This is a genomic window from Lactobacillus sp. W8174, assembly GCF_016100975.1.
In the GTDB taxonomy this organism is placed as follows: domain Bacteria; phylum Bacillota; class Bacilli; order Lactobacillales; family Lactobacillaceae; genus Lactobacillus; species Lactobacillus juensis.
This window is the reverse complement of record NZ_JACFRN010000004.1, coordinates 157,463-182,535: the sequence shown is the minus strand read 5'-3', so window position 1 is coordinate 182,535 and position 25,073 is coordinate 157,463. Positions and strand designations below refer to the sequence as shown.

The following is a 25,073-nucleotide window of genomic DNA, read 5'->3' as shown; positions in this document are numbered from 1 at the left end:
ACCTAAAATTAGTGTGGACACTTTTGGTTCCGGCCATTTTCGTTGTTATATCAGCATTTCTTAGTCCATATTTTTACGCAAAAAAAAGCGCCAGCATGAATTTGCTGACGCTTAAATTTACTATTTTAAAGTTTTATAAAGACAGATTCGTTGTTACCTGCTTCAGTAGATCACCAATTGTTTGTTTTGCTTGCGGTCGATTTTTTTCTGATATTTTTGGATAATCAAAGTTTTGCAATTCCTCTTGCAAATCTTCCCAGACTAGTTTGATACCTTCGACCTCATTCGTTAATTGATCAAGAATATCTTTAATTGTTTTTACCTTAAGTCTTATATCTTCAATTATATTATCTACTTTTTCTTTAAGATAGTCATCAATATCTCGAATAGCCTTCACAGGGATGTTCACTCCTGCTTGATAATCGAGTTTCCTATCCTCAGTTTTAATTTCTTGAACATAGAAAGAATTAATTTCATTTATTTTTTTCAGGGCAATTGACCTAAGATTAATTTGATCAAGCTCAGAATTAAAAGATTCAATTTCACTGAGGTTGTCATCAACTAATGAAATTAGTTCTAAAAGATTTCTTGCATCTGTTTCTGTAGTCTCTAACTCGAATCCTGGCAAATAAGTACTTTGAGGTTGTAATTCAAAAATAAACTTATTTCTCCTTGAAGCTTTTTTAATCCAAGACGAAAAAACATCTTCGGAAATACCTTTAAGTTGTATTATTTCTCGCCAGAGTGAATAATTTGGGCTTGTATTTTGCCAGCCAGCCTTTATTTTACTTTTAAGTTTTATATCTGCTGTTACTTTAGCCTTGACTCCAGCCTTTTTGATCTCTAACCAAGCTATTTCAGCTTTAACATAATCATTAATTTTACTTTTAAAACGATTAAACTTCTTGTTAGCTGCATTAATATCATTAATAGTTATATTAACTTCATTTTTATCCTGAGGGTTACTTGTAACCATCAAAAAATCACTTAACAATGGGATGCTATATTCCAACTGTGGCTCAGGCTTAGGATAACTTGAAGTCTTTCTAGAGTAATAATATTCTTCAAGTTCGCTTAAGATAGCATAATTAACATAGGTTTCCTTATGACCTCCCTTATTGGAGAGATCTAATAGTTGTCGACTATTCTTAGCGATATCGTTGTCAGCAATTAATTTCTTCTGGTAAAAGTCTGGATTAGTCTCAATTAGTTTATTGACTTGTTTTTCAACTGCTTTTTTTGTTATATCAATATGTTCTTTAGAATTATTTTTTTGAATATGTTCAAGTACCTTTTGTATACTATACCAATCTTTTTTAAAATCAAGCCACGCGTCGTGCTGATCTTTTTTATATATAATACCAGGTTCTGACTGTTGATAATGACATGATTCATTATTTGATGGTCTTTTAATATTCTTTGTAAGCTGATAAAGCTGCAACAATCCTTCGCCATTAATAACTTTTATATTCGAACTTTTGGCATCATTAATATTGATAGGCTGATATTTAGAATCATCATGTTGTCTTTGAGAAATACCAACGCATGATTTTTGAATTTGCGCAAATTCAATTTTTGCGGTTTCAAGATGATAAATAGGGATATTATTTTCTATAGCAAATTGCTCAAATTCATGGTGAGTAACTTTAAAGCTAAATTTCCGATCATAATGAGGTCGATTAAGAAAATTATCAACTACATTTTCACAATTGAAGTAAAATTTCCCAGTTTTTAAATCCAAATAAAAGCCTTCAAACATTAATTCTTTAAGTTCCTTGCCTTTTGCAAGTGATAAAGGATTCTCTTGCTGGATTAATTTAACGAGCTTTAAAATAGATCTTGAGTCAAGAAAAGATAATTTTTTTGCTTTATTAGCTGCTTCATCAATTATTTCGCCCTTTAGATTGCGAGCGAGTAAACAATCATTTCGGTCAATCTTACTAATAGAAAAATTTTTTTCATGTAAAAATTTTATAAGCTGATCAATGTCCCAATCCTTAGTTGTGTCAGTAAAAGAAATGCTTGATTTAACAATAAATTCGAGTATTCCCTCTAGGCGTACGAAAATATCGCCATTATCTAAGCTAAGGTATGTTTCTGGAGCAAATTCTTTATATCTTGTCATTATGCAACCTTCTTCTTTTTTAAAAGAAAAAAGACGGTTGATTTTTCTAACCGTCTAATTGCTGATCAAACAAGTTAACAAATATCATAGTTATATTATAATTTTGATTCCTTGTTCTTTTTTGTTTAATCCGTTTATTCAACGGATGCTTACCACATCCACATTCAAACTTGAGTTTAAATGTGGATACTAGATGATTAAAATTGTTATTTGAAAATTAACATTACTAATTTTCATGTGATTAACATCCTTTCAAAATTACGCGAATAATTTATTTTAAATGTATATTTTATTTAATTGTTTACTAGAAATCTAATGATTTCTTATATGCTCTAAAGGCATGATTCTTATAGATAGTACCAATGTAGTTATAAGTTACAGTGGCTCTCTTAAATTGACTTAGGTCTTTTGTTTTAATGTAACTCATCGTCAATTGACCACTTGGTTCATAGTTATAAAGTGGATAGTAATCTTCATAAGTATCAGTACCATCGACTCTAAATTTAATTGGTGTTTTGCTAATCCAAAATCCTTGATTCTTACCAGAAGACTTACCAACTCGGCTTAAAGTGACTTTTTTAGCTGAGTTTCGTTTGTTATCACCACTATAAATAATGTTTTCTTTTGTGAATGTTTCACCATAGTCTTTTAAATAAGGGTCATAACCATTCCAAGCATTTGCCAACGAGCCAATGTAATCATGAACTACGGCATGGCCTTTTTTAAGCCTATAACCATAAGGTACATAATTATGATTTGCTGGAATTAAATATTTTTTACTTTCATTTTTTGTATTACTTGCAATAAAATATCTAGTTCCATTGAATGTTCCAGCTCCGATATAACAAGTCCAATCATCGGCCCCGGGACTAGCCTTATCACCTGTTAATTTAAAAGAGTTGAAATAATATGTATCTTCAACATTATCACCGGGAGTAAAACCGGCATACCATTTTTTAGTTTTAACATAATGCGCACCGGGCTTTTTAGATAGTGTTTGCAATTTGTTATAGTCTTTGGTTGTTGCTGTTTTTAATGGTGGTAATGATGTTGCATCAACAGTTTGTGGATTGGAATAAACTAATGCCGCAGCTCCAACAGTTAGCAATGTTCCAGTAATTGCTACTTTCTTAAATAAATTAGCGTTTTTCATAATCATAATCTTCTTTCCTGTAAAATTTTCTTTTTAAAACTTCACTGAAGATTATGAGAAACAGCAATAATTACTTTTTGAATTCTTAATTTATTTCCTATTATAATAGGGGACTTTTTATAGTCAAGTTAATGATAATAACTAGTACTTTTATCTATTAGTATCACTTATAACAGTTGGTTGTAGGTCACTTCCTTTCTGTGCTGTAATTAAAAATAACAATATTTTAATTTTTAACAAAAATCCCATTGTCTTGTAAAATGCACGATCTCTAAAAGTGCAGTGTACTAAAAATCTAATGCTAATGTTTGGTAGTGTAGGCTCACCTGCTAGTGTAGTAGGTTTGCAATTCGCTCAAGCAAAAACAGCCAAAGTAAAAACTAAGGCTGTTTGGAAAGTAAAGACTAAGAGTGCTAGGCTGAATGAAGATAAATATGGTGGTTTGCAAAGAATTCGTGACTTTAACGAAAAATATGCAGAAAAAGGTAAGCAGATCTATCAAGAAGATACGGCAAACAAATCCACCACAAAATTAGGCAAAGACGTAGACTGTTATTTTACTTAAATTTTAATTAGACAGACTTTTTTGCCAATCATTATATTGATCTACATACCAAGAATCATAAGGGCGATTATTAGCTTGGTAAAATTCTTTGTTCTTTTCCATAATATAACCAATAAGTGCCTTATTGTTATCTACTGGCATTGGTTTACCACTAGACCCCTTATCAACTCGACTAATTTTTCTTGGGTAAGATAGTTTATAGTCTGTTTTTTTAGAGGTGCTATAGTTATTTACACGAGCAGTAAATTTAATCAAATCACCTTCATGCAATTCACCTAATTTAAGGAATCCTTTAGTATAGTTAAACCAAAGATGATCAGAGACTTGTTCATTACTAGAAGCAAGTACAACATCAGTTAGCACCAAAGTTGGCTTATAAACGGTAACCCCAGTAGTAGCGATGAAATCGCTTTTGAACCCACTTCTAGAAAACTTTCCAACAAATTCATGGCGAGACTCACTGGTTAAATCCTTCAATTCTTCACGCATTTTTTACATCCCTTTCTTCAATATTTAATTATCACTGCTTCCAAGATCTAAAGAGATTTTAAAAAGATAAACTTAAATATTTTATTTTATCTCTATACATACATATAAAATAAACCATAAATGCTTTAGAGTAAACCAAAAAGCAAAAAGTTTTGTCAATGCACACAAAAAAGGGGTTATAAATACCGTTATATCAGCCATAGTGCCTACCTAAAAATTTTTGCTCGGAACACAGCTAAAAATGTGTTCCGTATTGTGTGCATAATTATCTTTAATAAACAAAAAATAACCTTAACTTACCAACAGAAAATGCTGATATATCAAGGTTATTTTACTAATTTTACTCTTCCGAATGCTGACTAGAGGATTCGAACCTCCGACCTCATCATTACTAATGACGTGCTCTGCCAACTGAGCTAAGTCAGCATTGTCATATCTCGACAACGATATTAATTAAAACATATTCTAAAAGTTTACGCAAGCATTTTTTGACTTTTTCCCAGTTTTTGTCATAACTGTCATTTGGCGCGCTTTTTTAAGAGTATAATATAAGAATAGATTTAGAAATGGAGTGGATGTAATGGCAAATTTAGCATCGATCAACGCAGAACTCCCATGGCTATTAAGAATTGTAGTAGCTTCTTTGTGCGGAGCGTTGATCGGTTATGAACGTGCGATTCAAAGAAAAAGTGCCGGAGTGCGGACACATATTGTAGTTGCCTTTTCTTCCGCGCTATTTATGATAGTTTCAAAGTATGGTTTTGGCGATTTATTAAAAATGTCAGACGTTGCTTTGGACCCTTCCAGAATTGCTGCGCAAATAGTTTCAGGTATTTCATTTATTGGTGCCGGTACAATTTTAATTAAAAAGCAACAGATTTCCGGTTTGACAACTGCTGCTGGTATCTGGGCAACAGCTGCTATCGGGATGGCAATTGGTTCTGGTTTATACTTTATTGGTATTTTAGCAACTGCCTTGCTCTTTGTCATCCAGATGATGTTTCACGATGATGCCATAATTGATAAAATCATCATGCATATCAGGTTCAACATTCAGATAGAAGCCGTTAATAAGCCTGACATCCTGCACATAATTGAGCAGGAACTGGAAACAAATCATGTTGAAAATGTTTCCGTTAAGATACTTTTTGTCAGCGATGAAAGAATTATCTTTTTCGTAGACGGCATTATTAACAATAATATTGATGAAAATGATATTATTATGGCCTTACGCAAGTATCCTGACATCAAGCGCATCAGTTATGCCAGTATAGATAAATAAAGCAAGTTACTTTTTAAACAATAGTTAATTCTATTGTTTTTTTTGCATAATTTTTATCTTAACTGAGCAAACTCACTACAATATTGATATAAACTTTTTTGTGAAAGGAGAATTTATATGGCTGGACCACTTGATTATTTACGTTGGCGCGGTGACTTAAGCTTTTCAGAAAAAGCATTTAACAGTGTTGATGCTTCGCTATTGTCATCCATTGCCTATTTGCCAGCTGATAGTTCTGCCACTGGTCATACTTTAGGGGAAGTAGCAGAAAAACTGCATAAGTTGCCTTCTTTTCAACATCAAATGTATGCCGAAACAGCAACTGAAGTCATGTTATTACCAGAAAGTCCTAGAATCGGTAATATTAAAATTTTGGATTGGACTGACAGGCTGGAAAAAGAACCGCATCCCTTGCAATTTACTGCTGTCACCTTTTTTATTGATTCAAACACCATAGCCATTGCCTTTCGGGGAACCGACGGCACTATGATCGGTTTAAATGAAGATATGGGTATGAATTATTTGCCGGAAATTTATGGTCAAGAAGTGGCTGCTAAATATCTTACCGAAATTGCACACAAGTTTAATGACCAACAGATTTACCTCTTAGGTCATTCAAAAGGAGGCAACTTTGCTCAATTTGCTTTAAGTGCAGTTAGTCCTGAAATTCAAAAGCGGGTAATCAAAGCTATTAGTTTTGATGGGCCGGGCTTTTTCCATAAAGTGTATACGAGCCGTGGCTTCACTGCTTCTATGCCTAAAATGAAAACCTACATCCCTCAAGGCTCAATCTTTGGTGCAATGCTGGATCATCCTGAACAAGTACTGGTTGTTAAAAGTACGGTGCCTATGCGCAACCAACATGATCCGCGCCGCTGGTCAGTAGGGCGCGACAGTTTTACCCTGGCTGACGGGTTATCGTCAGGCAGTCGTGTTATCAGACACGCTCTTATTAATTTTAATAATTCAATCCCTGATCAAGAAAGAAGCGATGCTTTTTCTGATCTTTTCGAGGCATTTGAAAATTACGATATTGATGAATTACACCAGCTAACCAGTAATAAAATAGTAGGAACTTATCGCTTTGGCCGCGCCTTTTTATCCCTGGAATCCGAAGAAAGAAAATTGCTGACACAGGTACTAAGCAACATCTGGAATTCATATAAAAAGAATATGACTCTGCCTTTGATGAACAGCAACTATGAACTTTATCCTAAAAGTAATGATTCTAATAAGGCTCCAGTCTTTTATGAATTTTACGATCCGGAACGTCCCAATATTAAGTTACCAAAGAGCATCCAGCGTAAATTACGGTAAATTGTTTCATGTGTAACCCAAAAAAGAGGCTGAGAAAACATTTAGTTTTCCAGCCTCTTTTTAACTAATTAAATAATTATTTGTTCATTTTATCCTTAACGTCATCAACTTTGTCTTTGACGTTTTCAGTAGCTTCTTGAGCTTTGTCTTTGACATCACCGGCAGCTTGTTGCACTTTACCTTTGACTTCTTTAGCTTTACCAGCTACCTTGTCTTTAAAACCTTTATCAGCCATTTTAATCGGTCCTTTCCCAAAAAATTAGCGAAATTTTTCTATTCACACCTTAATAGTACAATTTAGTAGAAATATTGTCATTAAAAACGCCTTATTTTTCGTTAAAATATAGTATAAATCAAAAAGCCATAGCGTTTTTCTTTAAAACACTGTGGCTTTTATTAATTTCTATTCGTTAGGCTGATCATGACTATAATCGAGGTTCGAAAAGCGGTTATAGGGTTTAGAAAACATTAATTTCACTGTTCCCCTACTACCAGAACGGTTCTTTTCAATGATAACTTCCACTTCACCGTTATCATCTTCAGCTGATACCTCTTTATTTTCTTCGCCCTCTTCTTCATCACGGTAATAATCATCACGATAAAGAAAGGAGACAATATCGGCATCTTGCTCAATTGAACCTGACTCACGAATATCGGACAAAACTGGTCTTTTATCCTGTCTCTGTTCAACTGAACGTGATAATTGCGATAAGGCAATAACCGGCACATGAAGTTCTTTAGCCAGTTTCTTCAATTGCCGTGAAATAGCAGAAACTTCCTGTTGCCGTGATTCACTGTGCGGACCTTCAATCAACTGCAAGTAGTCAATGACAATTAAGCCTAAATTGCCTTTTTCTTTGGCTAAGCGGCGAGATTGTGCCCTGATTTCACTCATCTTAATACCCGGAGTGTCATCAATATAAATATTAGCTGTTGCTAAAGAACCAGATGCCGCAACCAGCTTAGGCCACTCATCTTCGTCCAGTTGTCCAGTTCGCAAGTGCTGCGAATTAATTAAACCTTCTGAAGCCAGCATTCTTTGCACTAACTGTTCTCCACTCATTTCCAAGGAAAACATTGCCACAGTTTTATCAGTATGCAAACCAACATACTGGGCAACATTAAGCGCAAAGGAAGTCTTTCCCACTCCAGGACGAGCAGCCACAATTACCAGTTCATCATCATGAAAACCCGTCGTCATTTTATCCAGTTCGACAAAGCCAGTAGGCAAACCGGTAACCATATTGCCATCTTCAGGAATATTGTTAATTTCATCAATCGTGGAATTAACAATATCCTTGATGTTACGAAAGCCATTGGCGTTATTTTCCGATGAGACATTCATAATCTCGCTTTCGGCGTTATCTAAAATGTCAGTGACATCATCGGAATCCTGCATTGCAGTCGTAATAATTTTTTGACTGGCAGAAATAAGTCGCCGCAATAATGCTTTGCGGTGTACAATTTTAGCATAATAAGTGACATGAGCAGCTGTCGGAGTCGCCAGGGCCAGCTCAGAAACATAAGCTATGCCGCCAATATCATCAAGCTGGTTTTTTTTGGTTAATTCATCCTGCAGAGTTAACGGATCAATTGCATCCTCACGGTCAGATAAATCAAGCATAGCCTGGAAAACCAACTGATTTGCTCTCTTATAAAAATCATCCGGCTGAACTTCGGCACTGGCATCAGCTATTGCTGCAGGATCTATAAAAATTGCGCCCAGAACCGCTTTTTCAGCTTCATCGTCATGCGGTATCTGCTGTGAGACAATATTATCCATTAATCACGCCCACTTTTTTCAGAATTCAACTAAAGGCTAATCCTGTTCAGTAACATGGACGCGGATCTTACCTTCTACGCCCTTAAATAACTTAACTGGTACATTGGTGTAGCCCAACGATTTAATTGGTTCAGGCAGGTTTAATTTGCGTTTATCAATCTTAATACCAAATTGCTTTTCTAAGCCCTCGACAATTTTTTTACCAGAAATCGAGCCAAACAATCTAGAATCTGAACCGGCTTTAGACTTAAAGTTAACTACCGTTTCATCCTTATCTAGTTCGGTCTTAATTTTTTCAGCTTCAGCTTTTTCAGCTTCATAAGTTGCCTTTTCGTTAGCAGCAACTCTTTCCAAAGTATGCATATTTGCTTTAGTAGCAGCTTTGGCTAAGCCCCTCTTAAATAAAAAGTTTTGGGCATAACCATCAGGAACATTTTTAACTTCACCGCGTTTGCCCCGGCCTTTAACATCTTTAGTAAAAATAACTTTCATTGTGCTCTCCTTTTATTCATTTTCTTGTTCATAAGTATCTACCGCATCCATCAATTTGGCAAGTGCCTCCTGAATAGATATTCCTTTAATTTGGGTAGCTGCATTAGACAAATGGCCACCGCCGCCAAGTTTCTCCATAATTACCTGGACATTAATATCACCCATTGAACGAGCAGATATACCAATTGTATCCTTATTCCGCCTGGTGATTGCAAAACTGGCTTCAACATTTTCTAAATCAAGAGCCGTATCTGCAGCTTGAGCCGTGATAATAGGATCAATTTCCTTATCATCTGGACCGCATAAAACAGCCATTTTGGGCTTGATCATTTTTAAGCTGCTGACCAAACGGGTACGCTCCAGAAAACTGTCTATATCTTCTTTCAGCAGTTCACTAACACCCATCGTGCTTGCACCGATCGACCGCAAGTAACTGGCAGCATCAAACGTCCGAGTACCAGTACGCAGCGAAAACTCCTTGGAATCAACCGTAATTCCCGCCAGCATTGCCGTAGCATCAAGGTCAGTTAACACGCGCTTGCCGGAACTTGGCTGCTGGTATTCAACCATTTCAGTCACCAGTTCACAGGCTGATGAGGCATAAGGTTCAACATACGTCAGCATTGGATTTTCAGGAAATTCTTCACCGCGACGGTGATGATCAATGACAATAATTCTATCTCTTAACCGATCATATAATTCTTTTGCATAAGTAATAGAGTATTTCGAGTGATCAACCATAACCAACATGGACTTGTCAGTCACTGCTTCCAAGGCATCCCCAGGAGCAATAAAAATATCATTATCTCCCTTTACCTTTTCCATTTTAGCAACTAAACGGCTGACATCATAATTGGTTTTATTAACATCTAAGACAAAATTTGCCTTCACATGGTGCAGACGAGCGATTTTAACAACGCCAATGCCACTGCCGATTGAGTCCATGTCAGGGCTGGCATGGCCAACTACAAAAACGCGGTCTGCCTCTTTAAACAGCTCACTAATCGCCTGTGAAACCATTCTGGCTCTAACTCTGGTTCTTTTCTCCATCGGATTCGATTTACCACCAAAGAAACGAGCAGCCTTGCCTGGTTGACTGAGAACAACTTGATCGCCGCCCCTGCCTAACGCGAGGTCAAGGTTTGACTGCGCTTGATCAGCTAGTTCGGTAATTAAACTGCTGCCAAAAGCAATACCAATTGACAAAGTTAGAGGCGTATTATTACGGCTGGTTTCCAAACGCATTTTATCCAAAACAGAAAACTTGTCTTTTTCCATTTTAACCAAATCTTGCATGTGCAGTAACAACAAAAAGTGATCTTCATCAATACGCTTAAGATAGGCATTAAAATTTTTAGCATAATCACTCAAAGTATTCTGAACATATGCACTAGTAGTCGTTAGCTCCTGATCATGCATTGTTTCGCTTAATTCATCGTAATTATCAATAAAAATCTGGCCAATGGCCAATAATTCATTATTGTATCTTTCTTCGATTTTGGCATAACGCGTAATATCAAGTAAATAAACAACACCGAGATTGTCCTGAATAACCATCTCAAATTGATGACCATCCCAATTTACTACATGATTTTCAGCTGTTTTGGCCTTCAATGATTCATCAATCAATTTATCTAGTTCAGGATCAACAGAGGCAATTGTATGGCCAATCAAATCTTCATTTTTTAAATAAAGCTGCAGGTAAGGATTAGCCCACTGAATTTGCCGATCCTTATCGTAAAGCAAAATGCCGAGTGGCATTTTGATCATTGCCTCTTGCTCGCTGCGCTTAATCCGATAAGACAAACTAACAGCAAAATTATTCGCATTGCCAGCTAAGATGTATGCTCCGTAAACGACGCATGCTACAGTCAAAATAAAGATCAAAACCATGGCCAAGCCAAATAATGGGTTCATGATCATTGCCACGATACTACCCAAAAGCGATAACGCTAAAATAATAATGACTGAGGCCGTGAGCCTGGAATCTTTAATAAAAGCAGGAAATTCAAGCTTACGTAAAAAATCTTTCATGTAAGGTCCTTCCTAAAATAATGTACAATACATCATTATTATTATACATTGTATTCTCTGGATAAGAAACTAGGCAACTTATACTTCAACATGCAAAAAAGGCTGTGTTAGCAGCATCTTTTAGCAATCAATCTAAGTGAAAAAGAAAAACAGATAGTTGTATTATCATACTGCTATCTGCTTGCAACGAAAAATTATCATAAACCCTGAATAAATAGTCCAAGGTTATATTTTTAATTTTTTCTTTATTTGACTATGATACTAAAATTCGTCATCTGGCGAGTCTTCATATTTTGCTTCAATAAATTTGATCCCATTTTTAGCATCGCCAACTAGGTCGGGGCTACTTGAAACAAGTTGTGCATTAACATAACTAATAATCATCGGAAGATTCATTCCTGTGTAAAGCTCAAATTTGTTTTCTGAAGAAAGCAATGACTTATAAGCCACATTATATGGGGTACCACCAAGAATATCAGTAAACACAACAAATTTTTCTAAACTACCTGTCAAATTTAAAAAGCGCGTTTGAAAATGTTCCGGACTCTCGCCTTCTTTTAGATCAATTGTATGAATATTTTTTTGAGGGCCAAGAATCATCTCGGCACCTTCTTTAATACCTTTACAAAAATTACCATGACTAAGTAAAACCAAATCAGTCACATTAGCCTCCAATTTCAATTATGCTGATAAAATATGTAACCATGTGCCAATGATACTGAAAGCAACGATAGTAACCAAAATCCAGGAAACTTTCCATTTCTTTCTAATCATCCATAAAACAATCAGAGTAGCTGCTAAAGGCAACATTGAAGGCACGATTTGGTTTAAAGTACTAACTAAAGAAACTGCCGATTTACCAGTGCCGATTTTAATCGGAGAATTAACAACCACATAACTTGGAATCATGGCACCTACGACCATCATTCCCAAAATTGATGCTTTATTAGAAATACTTTGAATTATGTTAGAATCGCTCACTCTTTGAATAAATTTGGTACCTTGTTCATACCCAATTTTCAGACCAAACCATCTTACTGCGATTGTCACAACATTGTAGGAAGCCATAAATAGAATCGGACCTAAAATATTACCGGCTTGACAAAGAGCTAGAGAAATACCCATACAAATGACTCTCCAGGTCGTCAAAAACATTGAGTCTCCAATTGCAGACAAAGGTCCCATAAGACTTACTTTGACGTTGTTAATAATAGCCGGATCAAAGTCAGGATTGGCTTTATTTTCTTCCTCCATAGCAATGGACGTTCCAAGAACTAAGGGTAGCAACACATTAGTAATGTTAAAAAATTGCATATGCCTTTGTAAAGCCTGGGCTTTACCATTCTTATCATCTTTATAAATTACCCGTAATGATGGAACCATGCTAAAAGCATATCCAGTAGCTTCTTGGCGCGTCAATTCCCAAGGAGCATTAGCTGCAAATGATCGCCAAAACGTTGACCACAGAGCCTTGCGCATCTCATTATTAGAAACTTTCATCATCGTCTGTAGCTCCTTTTCCAATCAAATCCATTTGTTGTTTTAATTTTTTCTCGTTATAGTACAAAATCATTACAATAACCAAGCCAAAGATTGCTATTCCTATAATTGGAATTTTCAGGTAGGCAGTCAATGCAAAGCCGAGAATCATGTATGGAACGATATCCTTGCGCAGCATCTGCTGAATTAACAAGGCAAACCCAAAGGCAGGTAACAAGCCACTAGCAACAACTAGTCCATCTTGAACAAATTGAGGAATGACGCTTATTATTTGCTTAGAAAAGCCTGTTCCGAAGTAATAGGCTAGCATGATAAACAATACTGATGGTAAGAAATTAACAGCAGTACCACCCCAAAAAGCCATTAAACTTAATTTGCGGTCTTCAGCTTTTTTGGCATATTCATCCATTTTGTTAACATATAACGGTGCTACAAAAATGTACATAACGTTCTGAACAATCAGTACCAGCATAGACAAAGGCAGTCCAAACGTTAAAGCTGCGGAAATCCCTTTTCCAGTTGATAATGCAAAAGTAGTTCCCAAAACTGATGCAGATACCATATCTTGAGGGGTAGAGATTCCAACTTCAACAACACCAATGTATGCTAGTTCCATCGCTGCCCCAACTTTAATTGCTTCAGGTATATTGCCTAAAACAATGCCGACTAGTGGTGCCAAAGCAATTGGTCTAAAAATCATTGATGCTCCGGTTAAAAAGTATTCACTATACCCAACTAAAGCCACTAAGCCAATTAATAGTGTTTTTATAAGCATTTTTTATCCTCTATTCTGCAGAAAGATCAGTTTCTTTAACTACTTTTATCGACGATGTTGAGACTTGCTGTACTTCAACTTTAACGCCTTGCTCAATTAATTCTTTTAGCTGCTTTTCATCCTTTGAGCTTGTATTAACAGAAGGTGCTAAAATTTTAGTTTCGCTTGTTTCTTTAGTACCGCCTAAATTAAGAATCTTTGGCTTATTATTCATTTTGCTTATGATTCTGTATGCATCATTAATGCTTTCAACTATAATCATCAAACGGTACTTATCTGTTATTCCACTATTCAAAGATTCGATGCTGCGGTCAATACTTTGCATTACCAACTTACTTCCAGAAGGCTTTGCCATTTTAATTGATGCTTTTCTAATAGGATCTTTTGGTACATCATCATTAGCAATCAGGATACAGTCAGCACCCACTGCCCCATACCATGAGACTGCTACCTGACCATGAAGCAGTCGGTGATCTACTCGAAAAAGTTTTATCATAATTTTCAGTTACTCCTTTCTTACTAGTAACTTTCATATATAGCGGTCGCTAAGCTGATTTTTGAATTAATTTAGAAAAAGTATCACTATTTTGGCCCATCATTAAGCAGTTAATTAATATTAGTTTTAAAGCGATCGTTTCAGTTTAATTTTAATATTCAACTTTTCCCATATATCTTCTTACTTCTAAAGAGTGATTACGTATATCTGCAAGTTTTGCGCGGTATTCACATAATACTGAGTAGAATAAAATTGGGTTAAAGTATTCAGCAACACTGCTGTCAATTAGGTCTAATCCTAATTCCTTAGCATCAACTATTTCTATTTTCTCAGCATACTTCTTTAGGAACTTGATCGCTCTTTCATCCAATGGGCGCGTTCTACCAATACTTTCCATTACAATGTATGGTTTATCTTTATCGGTCACTTCAAAAGGACCATGGAAGTATTCACCGGAGTGAATAGGAGCTGCATCAAGCCACTGCATTTCCATTAAACTGCAAATAGCAAAGCCATATGTATGACCAAAAGAAGCACCACTGCCCAGAATATAAAACATTGGTTCATGTTGATACTTATCAGCGAATCTCTTGGTACGATCCTGTACCTGAGCTAAGGCATTAGTAACAATTGTATCGATCTTTTTAAAGCCATCCGCAAATTCAGCCAACTTGTCGTACCCCTCTAATTGACCCAAAATTTGAGAAGTAATATCAAGCACTATTGCCATCGGGTTTTTGACAACTTCATTTTCATCGCCCCATTCGTAAATTATTTTTTCATCCGAGTATTTTAATAATTCCGCCTTTGGGTTAAAAGTTAATCCAATTGTAATTGCGCCCTTTTCTTGGGCTACTTTAGCTGCTTTCACAGATTCAGGAGTATTACCACTATGTGAGCAAACAAAAACAACGGATTGTGCTCCTATCTTTTTAGGAGTAACATGTACAAATTCATTTGCTGTGTACCACCCAGTTGATAGGTTTTCTGCTTCAGATTTTAAGAAATAATATGCTGGATACATATCTACTAAAGAGCCGCCACAAGCAGTGAAATAAACATTACTTATTTTGCCGTCATTGTGCTTTACAACATTTTTTACAATTGTTTTATTATCCATTTTTCCTCCATATTTATAACATCATATGTCGTTATATATTTTACAATTAGATTGTACACGCTTTCATAAGAAATTGTCAACGACTTTTGGGTATAATTTTGAGAATTACAGATTAATCATTAAATTAAAAAAGCAGTACAGAAGCTTTTTGGCATCTATGACTGCTTTCTATCAAAAAATTAGCTAAAGACCAAAAAGACCTTTAGCTTATTATTTTTTACACTGTAAATAACTTAAATCATGAATTCATAGCGATCGGTTGCTATAAACTCTGTACCAAATTGAATTACCTTTTTATTGTTGTCAAAAACTTGATTTCGTAAATAAAATAATGGAAATCCCACAGAGCGATTCAATAATCTTGCTTGCTCTTTATCAGCTAGAACAACACGTAGAATACTTTCCGAATCTTTCAAGTTGTCTATGCCATAATGTTCTTTTAATATTTGATATAATGAGCTACTTAAATCATAATTTGTTAATCCTGCAAATCTTGGAAGTGGGTAGTAATTACTTTCTATAACCGTTGGATCATTGTCTAAATAACAAACTCTAAGAGAATGAATTGCATAGTCATTGCTACATTTTAAACCTTCTCTTAATTTTGCATCAGTTTTAATTTTTTCCAGTTTTAAGACTTCCATCTTTGGCTTAAAGCCATTTTTGATCGCGGTTTTTGAAAAACTTTCAATAGAATTGCTTTTTAATAAACGTTTGACATGATGTAATTCTCGAACGAAGCTCCCTTTTCCTTGAACCTTTTCTACAATCCCATCCGAAACCAGTCCATTAACGGCTTCACGTACAGTAATTCGACTTACTCCATAAATCTTTTTTAATTCTTCTTCAGTTGGTAATTTTGTATCAATCGGATATGTACCTGTAAGAATTTTTTCGCGTAAATCTAGCATTACCTTTTGGTACTTGGTTCTTGCTTTATTTTCCATCATAATTCAAACTCTCAATCTAAAAAACGGCAAATCTATTAATTCATAAAACAAAAATTTATCTTAGATTAATAAAACTTACGAGTCTATTGCTATAAACTAGGAAATAACAAAATTTTTGGGTATGAAAACTGTACTATTCCGTTTTTCTATTATATTATTTATATTTTTTAGTCTAAGACCACACAATATTTATAAATTTTATCTTTATGTTGATTAAATTAACATAAAAACGAGTAAATGCATTAAAGATGACTTTATTTAAAATATCTACTCATCTATTGCTATTTTAAGTCTTACGCCCTTTAAAGACATAATTATTTTATACTATTACTAATTAAAGACAATAAGCATAAATTGTAAGATATTCATGGTCAAACAAGTCATTACATGCAAATAAACAGCTTTAAGCATAATAAAACCCTTCAGATAGGAAATAGTCCAATCTAAAGGGTACTTTAAATTTTATCTTAGTCTTCAGTAACAAATGGCAACAAGCCCATAATGCGAGCTCTTTCAATTGCCTTAGCTACCTTACGTTGATTCTTAGCGCTAGTGCCAGTGACACGACGTGGTAAGATTTTACCTCTTTCAGAGATAAAACGTTTCAACAAATCAACGTCCTTGTAGTCAACGTAATCAATATGGTTGGCAGCAATGTAGTCAACCTTACGACGACGATGAGCGCCGCCGCCTCTTCTTTGTTGAGCCATATCCTAGGTCCTTTCTGTTAATTTAGAATGGTAAATCATCATCAGAAATATCAATGGTATCACCTGAACCTGCAAATGGATCCTGAGTATTGTCCGGTCCATTATTAGCGGAATTATTCTGATTTGATGCTCCCATGTTAGGGGTATTATTAGTATTCTGATTGCCAAAATTGCCATTATTATTTGGTGTGTAACCACCATTTTGTCCACGGGCTTCACGATCTTTACGTGATTCAAGTAATGCAAAGTTGTCAACGACAACTTCAGTTACATATACTCTTTGCCCGTCTTTATTATCGTAACTTCTGGTTTGAATTCGGCCATCTATACCAACAAGTGAACCTTTAGACGTAAAATTACAGAAATTTTCTGCAGATTTGCGCCAAATGACACAACTGATAAAATCTGCACCTCTCTCACCTTGAGCGTTTGTATATTGACGATCTACAGCAAGAGTAAACGTAGCAACCGAGATTCCACTCCCAGTAGTACGCAATTCAGGATCACGTGTTAAACGGCCAACAAGTACAACTCGATTAATCATACTTCAGGTCCTTCCTTTCCTAAATCACGAAAACGATAAAGTTTTTGTTATTAATTAGCCAACTTTAACGGTCATTGAGCGTAAAACAGCAGTATCAATCTTGGACAAACGGTCAAATTCGTTAACTGCATCAGCGTTATCAGCAGTGAAAGTCATAACGTGATATAATCCCTCACGATATTTATTAATTTCATATGCGAAATGACGCTTTTCCCAGTCTTTTGACTCAACCATCGTACCACCGTTATCGGTAATAACCTTATCATAGTTTTCAACTAACGCCTTTTTTGATTCCTCGTCAATGTCAGGCTTGATAATATAAGTTATTTCGTACTTAGTAGTTGTCATACTAGTGCACCTCCTTCTGGACTAAATGGTTCTTGCTAAAAATCAAGAACAAGGAGTAATTTTATTACTCGCAATTTCTAATTCTAGCACATAAACAAAAAATTACCAAACTATCTTCACGTGATCCAATAAGAAATTTTTATTTCTTACTAGTAAGTACGTAAAATAACCTGATAATTTTTTAAATATTTTTGTTTATTAATTAATCTTGCTCTTCATCAGTTTCTGCAGAAGCTGCTACTTCCTGATCTTCTTCAGCAGGAACAATTGCCAAACTGGCAACTTTATTATTGTCATTAACTTTAATCAGGCGCACACCGAGAGTGCTGCGACCTGTTTGAGAGACATCGTTGGTCTTAAAGCGAATCATGATGCCATCATCAGTGATAACCATAATATCCTGACTGCCATCAATTACTGTTACTCCTGACAACGGACCATTTTTCTCGGTAATATTTGCGGTTTTAATACCTTTGCCGCCACGACCCTTTGTCGGATATTCGGCAGCTGCAGTTCTCTTACCATAGCCTTTTTCAGAAATGACTAACACTTCATCGTTATTTTTAATGACCCCAGAACCAACAACATAGTCATTTTCGCGTAAATTAATACCGCGAACACCGGCAGCAGTTCGACCCATTGATCTAACATTTTTTTCATTAAAACGTACTGCATAACCTAAGTGAGTACCGATTAAAATATCCTGCTTGCCATCTGTAGCCAAAACGTTATTCAACTCGTCACCATCGCGCAATGTCAATGCAATTAGGCCGCTATTGCGAATATTGCCGAATTCACTGACATGTGTCCGTTTGACTGTTCCCATCTTAGTAATAAAGAACAGGTACTGGTCATCGGCATCTTCAGGAATATTAACAATTGTCTGGATCTTTTCGCCCTTTTCCAGTTGCAACAAGTTGACTATTGGCAATCCTTTAGCGGTACGTCCAAATTCTGGAATTTCATAGGCTTTCTTAGAATAAACCTTGCCTTTGTTGGTGAAAAACAGCAACATATCATGCGTGCTTGAGTAAATCAGGTTGGCAATAAAGTCACCATCTTTAACGCCCATGCCTTTAATGCCTTTGCCACCACGATTTTGGGTCTTAAATTCATTAATTGGCATCCGCTTAATGTAGCCACTATGGGTTAAGGTTAGTAAAACATCTTGTTTTTCAATTAAATCTTCATCTTCAATTGAGACAACTTCGCTAGCACCAATCTTAGTCCGGCGAGCATCGCCAAAACGTTTTTGAATATCCAGTAATTCATTATAAATGATTTCATTAATGCGCTCTGGTTTTGCCAAAATATCTTTATAATCAGCGATCTTGGCTTGTAAATCTTTATATTCAGCCTCAACCTTGTCTCGTTCAAGACCGGTTAATCGTACCAGCCGCATATCTAAGATAGCTTGTGATTGCTTGTCATCAAGACCAAAGCGACTGATTAAAGCAGCTTTTGCAATATCGCTTGATTGACTTTGACGAATGATATGGACAATTTCGTCAATATGATCAAGAGCAATTTGCAGGCCTTCAAGAATATGAGCCCGGGCTTCAGCCTTTTCCAGTTCAAACTTAGTTCTGCGAGTAACAACATCTTCTTGGTGTTCCAAGTAGTATTGCAACATTTGCTTGAGGCTAAGAAAATGCGGTGCACCATCGACGATTGCTACCATATTCATGCCAAAATTAGCCTGCATTTGGGTCAGCTTAAACAAATTATTTAAAACTACACTGGCACTGGCATCACGGCGGATATCAATAGTGATTCTCATCCCCGTTTGATCTGATTCATCCCGCACACCAGTAATACCATCAATTGTTTTCGCCCGCGCTAAATCAGCAATTTTCTTAACCAATTCAGCCTTATTAACTAAGTAAGGTATTTCAGAAACAACTATTCTTTCGCGACCACTTTTTTCAGTTTCGATACTAGTGTTGGCACGAACAACAATATTGCCACGACCAGTTTCATAGGCGCGATAAATGCCACCGCGACCCATGATAGTACCACCTGTAGGAAAATCTGGACCCGGGATTGCCTTCATTAGTTCTTTAGTAGTGACATCAGGATTGTTCATTAGCATGTGCAGTCCCTTAATCACTTCTGATAAATTGTGCGGTGGAATGTTGGTAGTCATGCCAACCGCAATACCACTAGTACCATTAACCAAAAGATTTGGTATTCTAGCCGGCAGAACTACTGGTTCGTTTTCAGAATCATCATAATTGCGTTGCCAATCAACAGTGTTTTTATTGATATCGCGCAGCATTTCAACCGCAATTTTGCTCATACGCGCCTCAGTATAACGCATTGCGGCTGGCTCATCACCATCAACAGAACCAAAGTTGCCGTGACCGTCGACAAGCATATAGCGGTAGCTAAAATCTTGTGCCATATGGGCCATCGCTAAATAAATTGAAGAGTCACCATGGGGGTGAAACTTACCCATGACTTCCCCAACGATTCTGGCTGACTTTTTGTACGGTTTATCTGGTGTAACTCCTAGTTCACTCATACCATAAAGAATCCGGCGCTGAACCGGCTTCAAGCCATCACGTACATCGGGTAAAGCCCGTGCTACGATAACAGACATGGCATAATCCAAGAATGAACTATTCATTACGCTGGTCAAATCAACGTTTCTTATTCTGTGATCCTGACCTTGATTGTCGTTATCCATTTAAACCTCCTATGCATCCAAGTTTTCAACGTATTTAGCGTTAGTTTCAATAAAATTGCGCCGTGGTCCTACTTCATTACCCATTAGCAATTCAAATACCTCATCGGCATTTTTAGCGTATTCCGGACTGACACGGTCAAGCCTTCTATTTTCAGGATTCATGGTTGTATCCCATAGCTGTTCCGGATCCATTTCACCTAGTCCCTTATAGCGCTGTACCAGTGGCTTAGGACTTGGTTGTAAACTACCTAAATAGTCATGCAATTCTTCGTCGGTATCTAAGTATCTGACGACTTTGCCTTGGCGCACTTGATATAGAGGCGGACGTGCAATATAAACGTAGCCTTTTTCAATCATCGGACGCATGTAATTATAAAAGAGGGTTAAGAGCAAGGTCCGAATATGAGCCCCATCGACATCAGCATCTGTCATAATGATTAACTTATGATAACGGGCCTTAGAAACATCAAAGTCCGCACCAAAACCGGTACCTAAAGCTGTAAAAAGTGAACGAATTTCTTGGTTAGCCAAAATACGATCCATTGAAGCTTTTTCAACGTTCAAAATTTTACCTCTAATTGGCAAAATTGCCTGAGTTAATCTTGAACGTCCTTGTTTAGCTGAACCACCGGCAGAATTACCCTCAACTATGAATAATTCAGAAATGCTGGGGTCATTACTTGTGTTGTCAGCTAACTTACCAGGCAGATTGGCAATTTCCAGTCCTGACTTTTTACGCGTAACTTCACGGGCGCGTTTGGCAGCTGTCCGAGCACGTTCAGCTAATTGGGCCTTTTCAACAATTTTGCGCCCAACCTGCGGATTTTCCATTAAAAAACGGTTGAAGGTTTCCGAAAAAGCGTGATCAACGGCTGTTCGAGCATCTGAATTGCCTAATTTAGTCTTGGTCTGACCTTCAAATTGGGGGTTAGGATGCTTGACAGAAACTACAGCTGTCATCCCTTCCCGAATATCTTCTCCGGAAAGGTTGTCATCATTATCTTTTAACAACTTAGTCTTATGGGCATAATCATTAACTACCCGCGTTAAGGCTGTCTTGAACCCTGCCTCATGCATTCCACCTTCATAAGTATGGATGTTGTTGGCAAAGGTCATTAACGTTGTTTTATAACCTTTTGTATATTGCAAAGATACCTCAACGTTAATATCGTTGTCGTTACCTTCGACATAGATTGGCTCATCAAATAGTACCTCTGTATCACGGTTTAAGAATGACACATATTCCTGAATGCCACCTTCATAGTGGTAAACATCGGTTTCTGCGCTATCTTTTCTCTTGTCAGTAAAGGTTAATTTCAAGCCTTTGTTTAAAAAAGCCAATTCACGAATTCGATTTTTGAGAATTTTATCATCAAAAGAAGTAGTTTCAGTAAAAATATCTGGATCTGGGAAAAAGTGTACTATGGTACCATGTTCAGATAAGGGCACGCTTCCAATCATTTTCATTTCATCAACTACGCGACCACGACTAAAGTCAATAAAATACTTTTTACCGTCACGCATTGTTGTAACGTCAAGTTTTGTTGACAATGCATTGACAACAGAAGCACCAACGCCGTGCAAGCCACCGGATACTTTGTAGCCGCCACCGCCAAATTTACCGCCTGCATGCAGGACAGTAAAAACAGTTTCAAGAGCTGGCCGCCCAGTTTTCTTTTCAATATCTACCGGAATACCGCGTCCATCATCCTGAACAGTGACACTGCCATCTTCATTGATAGTGACTTCAATCTTACTGGCAAAACCGGCTAGACTTTCATCGATACCATTATCAATTATTTCCCATACTAAATGGTGCAATCCCTGAGAACTAGTTGAGCCAATATACATTCCTGGACGTTTACGAACTGCTTCAAGTCCGCCTAGGACCTGAATCTGACTGGCATTATATTTATCGGCTTCTTTTTCATATTGCTTAATTTGCTTAAGATTTTCTTTGTTGTTATCTGCCATGCAATTTCCCCTCTTCTAAATAAATTTGTCCAGATTTTATGCGGTATATTTTTGGCTTCTTAATTATTTCCCAGGAAATACCCTCAAGATCTGTTGTCGTAATAAATGTTTGCGTTTTGCCGTGAATGTAGTTAAGTAAGGCACTTTGACGGTTATGATCAAGCTCGCTCATAACATCATCAAGTAGTAATAATGGATATTCATCGGTTAATTGGTGCACAAGCTGGATCTCAGCTAATTTAATACTAAGCGCGATAGTTCTTTGTTGGCCCTGAGAGCCATACAAATGTGCATTTTTACCGTCAAGTTCAAATTCAATGTCATCCCTGTGGGGGCCACTCAATGTCGTACCTTTGAGAATTTCAAGCTTCTGATTTTTTTGAAAATTATTTAATACTTTATGATAAACTTCTTCGACGCTGTCTTTTACCGAAATTTCTTTTACCGATGGTCGGTAGATAACTTCAAGTTTTTCAGCACTGGTACTAATGTGAGCATAGGCATCACGAGCGTATTGATCTAAGTAATTTAAAAATTGAAAGCGACGAACAATAACTTCTGCAGCCACACCTGCCAGCTGATCTGATAGGACTTCTAAAAACATAGTGTCATGGGCTTCGCCTTTAGCTAACTGCTTTAAATAATTGTTTTTTTGCTGCAAGACCTGCTTGTACTTGCCGGCAAAATAAAGGTACTCGGCACTAATTTGTCCAAATTCTTGATCCATAAAACGTCGTCTTAAATTAGGTGCACCTTTAATCAGATCTAAATCTTCCGGAGAAAATAAAATAGCATTTAATTGTCCGACATACTTGGATAATTTCGCTTGTTCGACTCGATTTACCCAAACTTTTTTACCCTTAGTGGTAATTAGAACCCGCAAGGATAAATCAACTTGACTTTTATAAATGTGCCCAGAAACATTGGCATAATCTTTACCAAAAGCAATTAGTTCTTTGTCATTACTGGTCCGGTGGGACCGTGTTAAGGCCAAAAAATAAATTGCTTCAAGCAGATTAGTTTTGCCTTGCGCATTTTGTCCTATAAAAATATTGACATTAGGATCAAAATCAACTTCGAATTGCTGCAGATTGCGGTAATTTTGAGCGATAAAATGCTTGAGATACATAACCTACCGCAATTCGTAAGATTCTTGATTAACTTCAAGTTTATCGCCAGAGCGCAACTTCTTACCCCGCCGATTTTCCTTTATTCCGTTTAACAAAACTGGATTGTCCTGCAAATACCACTTAGCCTGACCACCAGAAGAAATGATACTTTCTTTTTTTAGAAATTGACCCAGAGTAATATAATCACTCGTTAACTTTATTTCTTTGATCATAACCACCTTCAACCTTTAAATACCTATAATAAGTATATTCGTTTCACAAGCAAAAAACAACTAAAAGCCCATATAAAGCCATATAAACGGATTTTTTTCAAATAAACAATTCATAGTGATTGACCTCAAAAATAAACCAGCAAGCTTTTGTGGTCGATTATAAAAATTCTGCCAGAAAAAAAGCCATCAATTGATGACTTTTTCTTTTTGTTAAGTTTGGCAATGATTAAAATGTTCTAACAGGTGTAATTAATTGAACAAAATTAATATCAGTTTTATCTGGATTGACAGTAAATGGACGCAGTGGCTGCGTGAAATCCATAATGACGGAATCTGTTACTGAAGCTTTTAGTGCGTCTCGCAGGTAATCCGGGTTGAAGGAAATCTTTAGATTGTTACCTTCAAGTTTCTTAAAACTAACGTCTTCTTCCACATTACCAATTTCCGCTGACTCACCGGACAATTTTGCACTTTGTTTTTCGGTATCTAATGTTAGGTCAACCACATTATTACGTCCCGCATGCGTCAATAGACTTGCCCGGTCTAATGCACTGGAAAGTTCCATTAAATCAAATTCTACAGTTGTTGTACTGTCAGTCGGAATTAAGCGCTCAGTATCAGGGTAACTGCCTTCAAGTAAGCGTGAATAAAACAGAATATTGCCAATCTCAAAAAGTACTTGATTTTCACCAGGACAAACTTTAATTTCAGGATCGGTTTCACCAATAATTCGTGCTAATTCAAGTAAACTTTTTCCAGGAATAATCAGATCTGTTTTCGTTTGTGGCCCATTTTCTAAAGTCAAAGCGCGGCTAGACAACCTATGCGAGTCTGTAGCCACAGCATGGATTTTGTCAGGACTAAAAGTAAAGTGTACTCCAGTCAAAACTAAGCGACTTTCCTGTGTTGCCACTGCAAATTGGGTTTCGTTGATAATTTCCCTAAAAGTTTTTCCCGAAATAACAAAAGAGGACTCGTCTGGAATTTCCGGTAATCTTGGATAGTTATTGGCATCTAAGCCATTAATAGTAAATTCACTGTTTTCAGAGATAATCTGGGTTTGAAAACTTTCTTTGACTTCTAATGAGAATTCTTTTCCGGGCAATTTTCTAATAATTTCACTAAAAAAACGAGCTGGTAAGACAATTGAACCTGTTGATTCAACAGTTAAGTCTTCACTTACCGGTATCTTTATCTCAATTGAAATATCAGTTTCACTACCAGTTAAGAGTAATTCCGTTTCCGTTAAGTTAAGCTTAATGCCACTAAGAATGGGAATTGTTGCTCTTGAAGAAATTGCATGCATTACATTGTTTAAATTGTCTAAGAAAAGATTTCTGTTTACTGTAAATTTCATTTGGTGCCTCCTGTTATTTTGTCTGTTT

The 25,073-nt window shown here is 36.4% G+C and carries 24 protein-coding genes and 1 tRNA gene; 3 read left to right on the top strand and 22 right to left on the bottom strand.

The annotated features are described in order from the left end of the window. Positions 1–133 precede the first annotated feature (133 nt). Both H3U49_RS06940 and H3U49_RS06935 read right to left on the bottom strand, forming a co-directional pair. Positions 134–2,125, bottom strand: a complete 1,992-nt coding sequence (locus H3U49_RS06940; RefSeq protein WP_198180725.1) for a hypothetical protein — start codon at positions 2,123–2,125, stop codon at positions 134–136. A gap of 304 nt (positions 2,126–2,429) precedes the next feature. Then, positions 2,430–3,284 carry a hypothetical protein gene (locus H3U49_RS06935; RefSeq protein WP_198180724.1) on the bottom strand — a complete coding sequence of 285 codons (855 nt, stop codon included), beginning with the start codon at positions 3,282–3,284 and terminating at the stop codon, positions 2,430–2,432. A 298-nt stretch (positions 3,285–3,582) separates the two neighbouring features. Between H3U49_RS06935 and H3U49_RS06930 the strand changes: the two genes are divergently transcribed. After that, positions 3,583–3,843 carry a hypothetical protein gene (locus H3U49_RS06930; protein WP_198180723.1) on the top strand — a complete coding sequence of 87 codons (261 nt, stop codon included), beginning with the start codon at positions 3,583–3,585 and terminating at the stop codon, positions 3,841–3,843. Positions 3,844–3,846: 3 nt separating this feature from the next. Here H3U49_RS06930 and H3U49_RS06925 read toward each other — a convergent pair whose 3' ends face one another. Continuing rightward, complete coding sequence (locus H3U49_RS06925; protein WP_198180722.1) at positions 3,847–4,332, bottom strand: hypothetical protein; 486 nt, start codon at positions 4,330–4,332, stop codon at positions 3,847–3,849. 353 nt (positions 4,333–4,685) lie between these two features. Continuing rightward, positions 4,686–4,758: transfer RNA gene (locus H3U49_RS06920), tRNA-Thr, on the bottom strand. A gap of 154 nt (positions 4,759–4,912) precedes the next feature. On the opposite strand from H3U49_RS06920, the gene H3U49_RS06915 reads away from it, so the two are divergent. After that, a complete protein-coding gene (locus H3U49_RS06915) occupies positions 4,913–5,614 on the top strand; it encodes an MgtC/SapB family protein (protein WP_034978650.1) in 702 nt (233 codons plus the stop codon). Positions 5,615–5,731: 117 nt separating this feature from the next. Next, a complete protein-coding gene (locus tag H3U49_RS06910; RefSeq protein WP_198180721.1) occupies positions 5,732–6,931 on the top strand; it encodes a DUF2974 domain-containing protein in 1,200 nt (399 codons plus the stop codon). 76 nt (positions 6,932–7,007) lie between these two features. Here H3U49_RS06910 and H3U49_RS06905 read toward each other — a convergent pair whose 3' ends face one another. The 18 genes from H3U49_RS06905 to dnaN form a co-directional block, all read right to left on the bottom strand. Next, positions 7,008–7,166, bottom strand: a complete 159-nt coding sequence (locus H3U49_RS06905; RefSeq protein ID WP_122051705.1) for a CsbD family protein — start codon at positions 7,164–7,166, stop codon at positions 7,008–7,010. A gap of 168 nt (positions 7,167–7,334) precedes the next feature. Further along, a complete protein-coding gene (dnaB, locus tag H3U49_RS06900) occupies positions 7,335–8,714 on the bottom strand; it encodes a replicative DNA helicase (RefSeq protein WP_198180720.1) in 1,380 nt (459 codons plus the stop codon). Between the two features lie 36 nt (positions 8,715–8,750). Further along, on the bottom strand, positions 8,751–9,206 hold the full coding sequence (gene rplI / locus H3U49_RS06895; RefSeq protein WP_034978644.1) for a 50S ribosomal protein L9: 456 nt from the start codon (positions 9,204–9,206) through the stop codon (positions 8,751–8,753). Between the two features lie 12 nt (positions 9,207–9,218). Continuing rightward, positions 9,219–11,240, bottom strand: a complete 2,022-nt coding sequence (locus H3U49_RS06890; protein ID WP_198180719.1) for a DHH family phosphoesterase — start codon at positions 11,238–11,240, stop codon at positions 9,219–9,221. A gap of 261 nt (positions 11,241–11,501) precedes the next feature. Continuing rightward, positions 11,502–11,903 (bottom strand): PTS sugar transporter subunit IIA, encoded by a 402-nt coding sequence (locus H3U49_RS06885; RefSeq protein WP_198180718.1) that lies wholly within the window; start codon positions 11,901–11,903, stop codon positions 11,502–11,504. Between the two features lie 18 nt (positions 11,904–11,921). After that, positions 11,922–12,743, bottom strand: a complete 822-nt coding sequence (locus H3U49_RS06880; RefSeq protein WP_198180717.1) for a PTS system mannose/fructose/sorbose family transporter subunit IID — start codon at positions 12,741–12,743, stop codon at positions 11,922–11,924. Next, a complete protein-coding gene (locus H3U49_RS06875; RefSeq protein WP_198180716.1) occupies positions 12,727–13,515 on the bottom strand; it encodes a PTS sugar transporter subunit IIC in 789 nt (262 codons plus the stop codon). Before H3U49_RS06875 ends, H3U49_RS06880 begins: the two co-directional genes overlap by 17 nt. 10 nt (positions 13,516–13,525) lie before the next feature. Further along, a complete protein-coding gene (locus H3U49_RS06870; protein WP_198180715.1) occupies positions 13,526–14,011 on the bottom strand; it encodes a PTS sugar transporter subunit IIB in 486 nt (161 codons plus the stop codon). A gap of 151 nt (positions 14,012–14,162) precedes the next feature. After that, the gene (locus H3U49_RS06865) at positions 14,163–15,131 is read right to left on the bottom strand and encodes an SIS domain-containing protein (RefSeq protein ID WP_198180714.1); all 969 of its coding nucleotides are present in this window, start codon (positions 15,129–15,131) and stop codon (positions 14,163–14,165) included. Between the two features lie 233 nt (positions 15,132–15,364). Beyond that, complete coding sequence (locus H3U49_RS06860; protein WP_198180713.1) at positions 15,365–16,081, bottom strand: GntR family transcriptional regulator; 717 nt, start codon at positions 16,079–16,081, stop codon at positions 15,365–15,367. A gap of 467 nt (positions 16,082–16,548) precedes the next feature. Beyond that, on the bottom strand, positions 16,549–16,791 hold the full coding sequence (rpsR, locus tag H3U49_RS06855) for a 30S ribosomal protein S18 (protein ID WP_046331327.1): 243 nt from the start codon (positions 16,789–16,791) through the stop codon (positions 16,549–16,551). Between the two features lie 22 nt (positions 16,792–16,813). After that, positions 16,814–17,335, bottom strand: coding sequence for a single-stranded DNA-binding protein (ssb, locus tag H3U49_RS06850; protein WP_198180712.1), 522 nt, complete (start codon positions 17,333–17,335; stop codon positions 16,814–16,816). A gap of 54 nt (positions 17,336–17,389) precedes the next feature. After that, positions 17,390–17,683, bottom strand: a complete 294-nt coding sequence (rpsF, locus tag H3U49_RS06845) for a 30S ribosomal protein S6 (RefSeq protein ID WP_034978626.1) — start codon at positions 17,681–17,683, stop codon at positions 17,390–17,392. A gap of 202 nt (positions 17,684–17,885) precedes the next feature. Continuing rightward, complete coding sequence (gyrA, locus tag H3U49_RS06840) at positions 17,886–20,372, bottom strand: DNA gyrase subunit A (protein ID WP_198180711.1); 2,487 nt, start codon at positions 20,370–20,372, stop codon at positions 17,886–17,888. Positions 20,373–20,381: 9 nt separating this feature from the next. Next, positions 20,382–22,346 (bottom strand): DNA topoisomerase (ATP-hydrolyzing) subunit B, encoded by a 1,965-nt coding sequence (gyrB, locus tag H3U49_RS06835; RefSeq protein ID WP_198180710.1) that lies wholly within the window; start codon positions 22,344–22,346, stop codon positions 20,382–20,384. Further along, positions 22,336–23,475 (bottom strand): DNA replication/repair protein RecF, encoded by a 1,140-nt coding sequence (gene recF, locus H3U49_RS06830; RefSeq protein ID WP_198180709.1) that lies wholly within the window; start codon positions 23,473–23,475, stop codon positions 22,336–22,338. The genes gyrB and recF overlap by 11 nt, the downstream gene beginning before the upstream one ends. Before the next feature lie 3 nt (positions 23,476–23,478). Continuing rightward, positions 23,479–23,688: a S4 domain-containing protein YaaA gene (gene yaaA, locus H3U49_RS06825; protein WP_198180708.1), complete on the bottom strand. Its 210-nt coding sequence runs from the start codon at positions 23,686–23,688 to the stop codon at positions 23,479–23,481. A gap of 226 nt (positions 23,689–23,914) precedes the next feature. Further along, the gene (gene dnaN / locus H3U49_RS06820) at positions 23,915–25,045 is read right to left on the bottom strand and encodes a DNA polymerase III subunit beta (RefSeq protein WP_198180707.1); all 1,131 of its coding nucleotides are present in this window, start codon (positions 25,043–25,045) and stop codon (positions 23,915–23,917) included. Between the last annotated feature and the right edge of the window lie 28 nt (positions 25,046–25,073).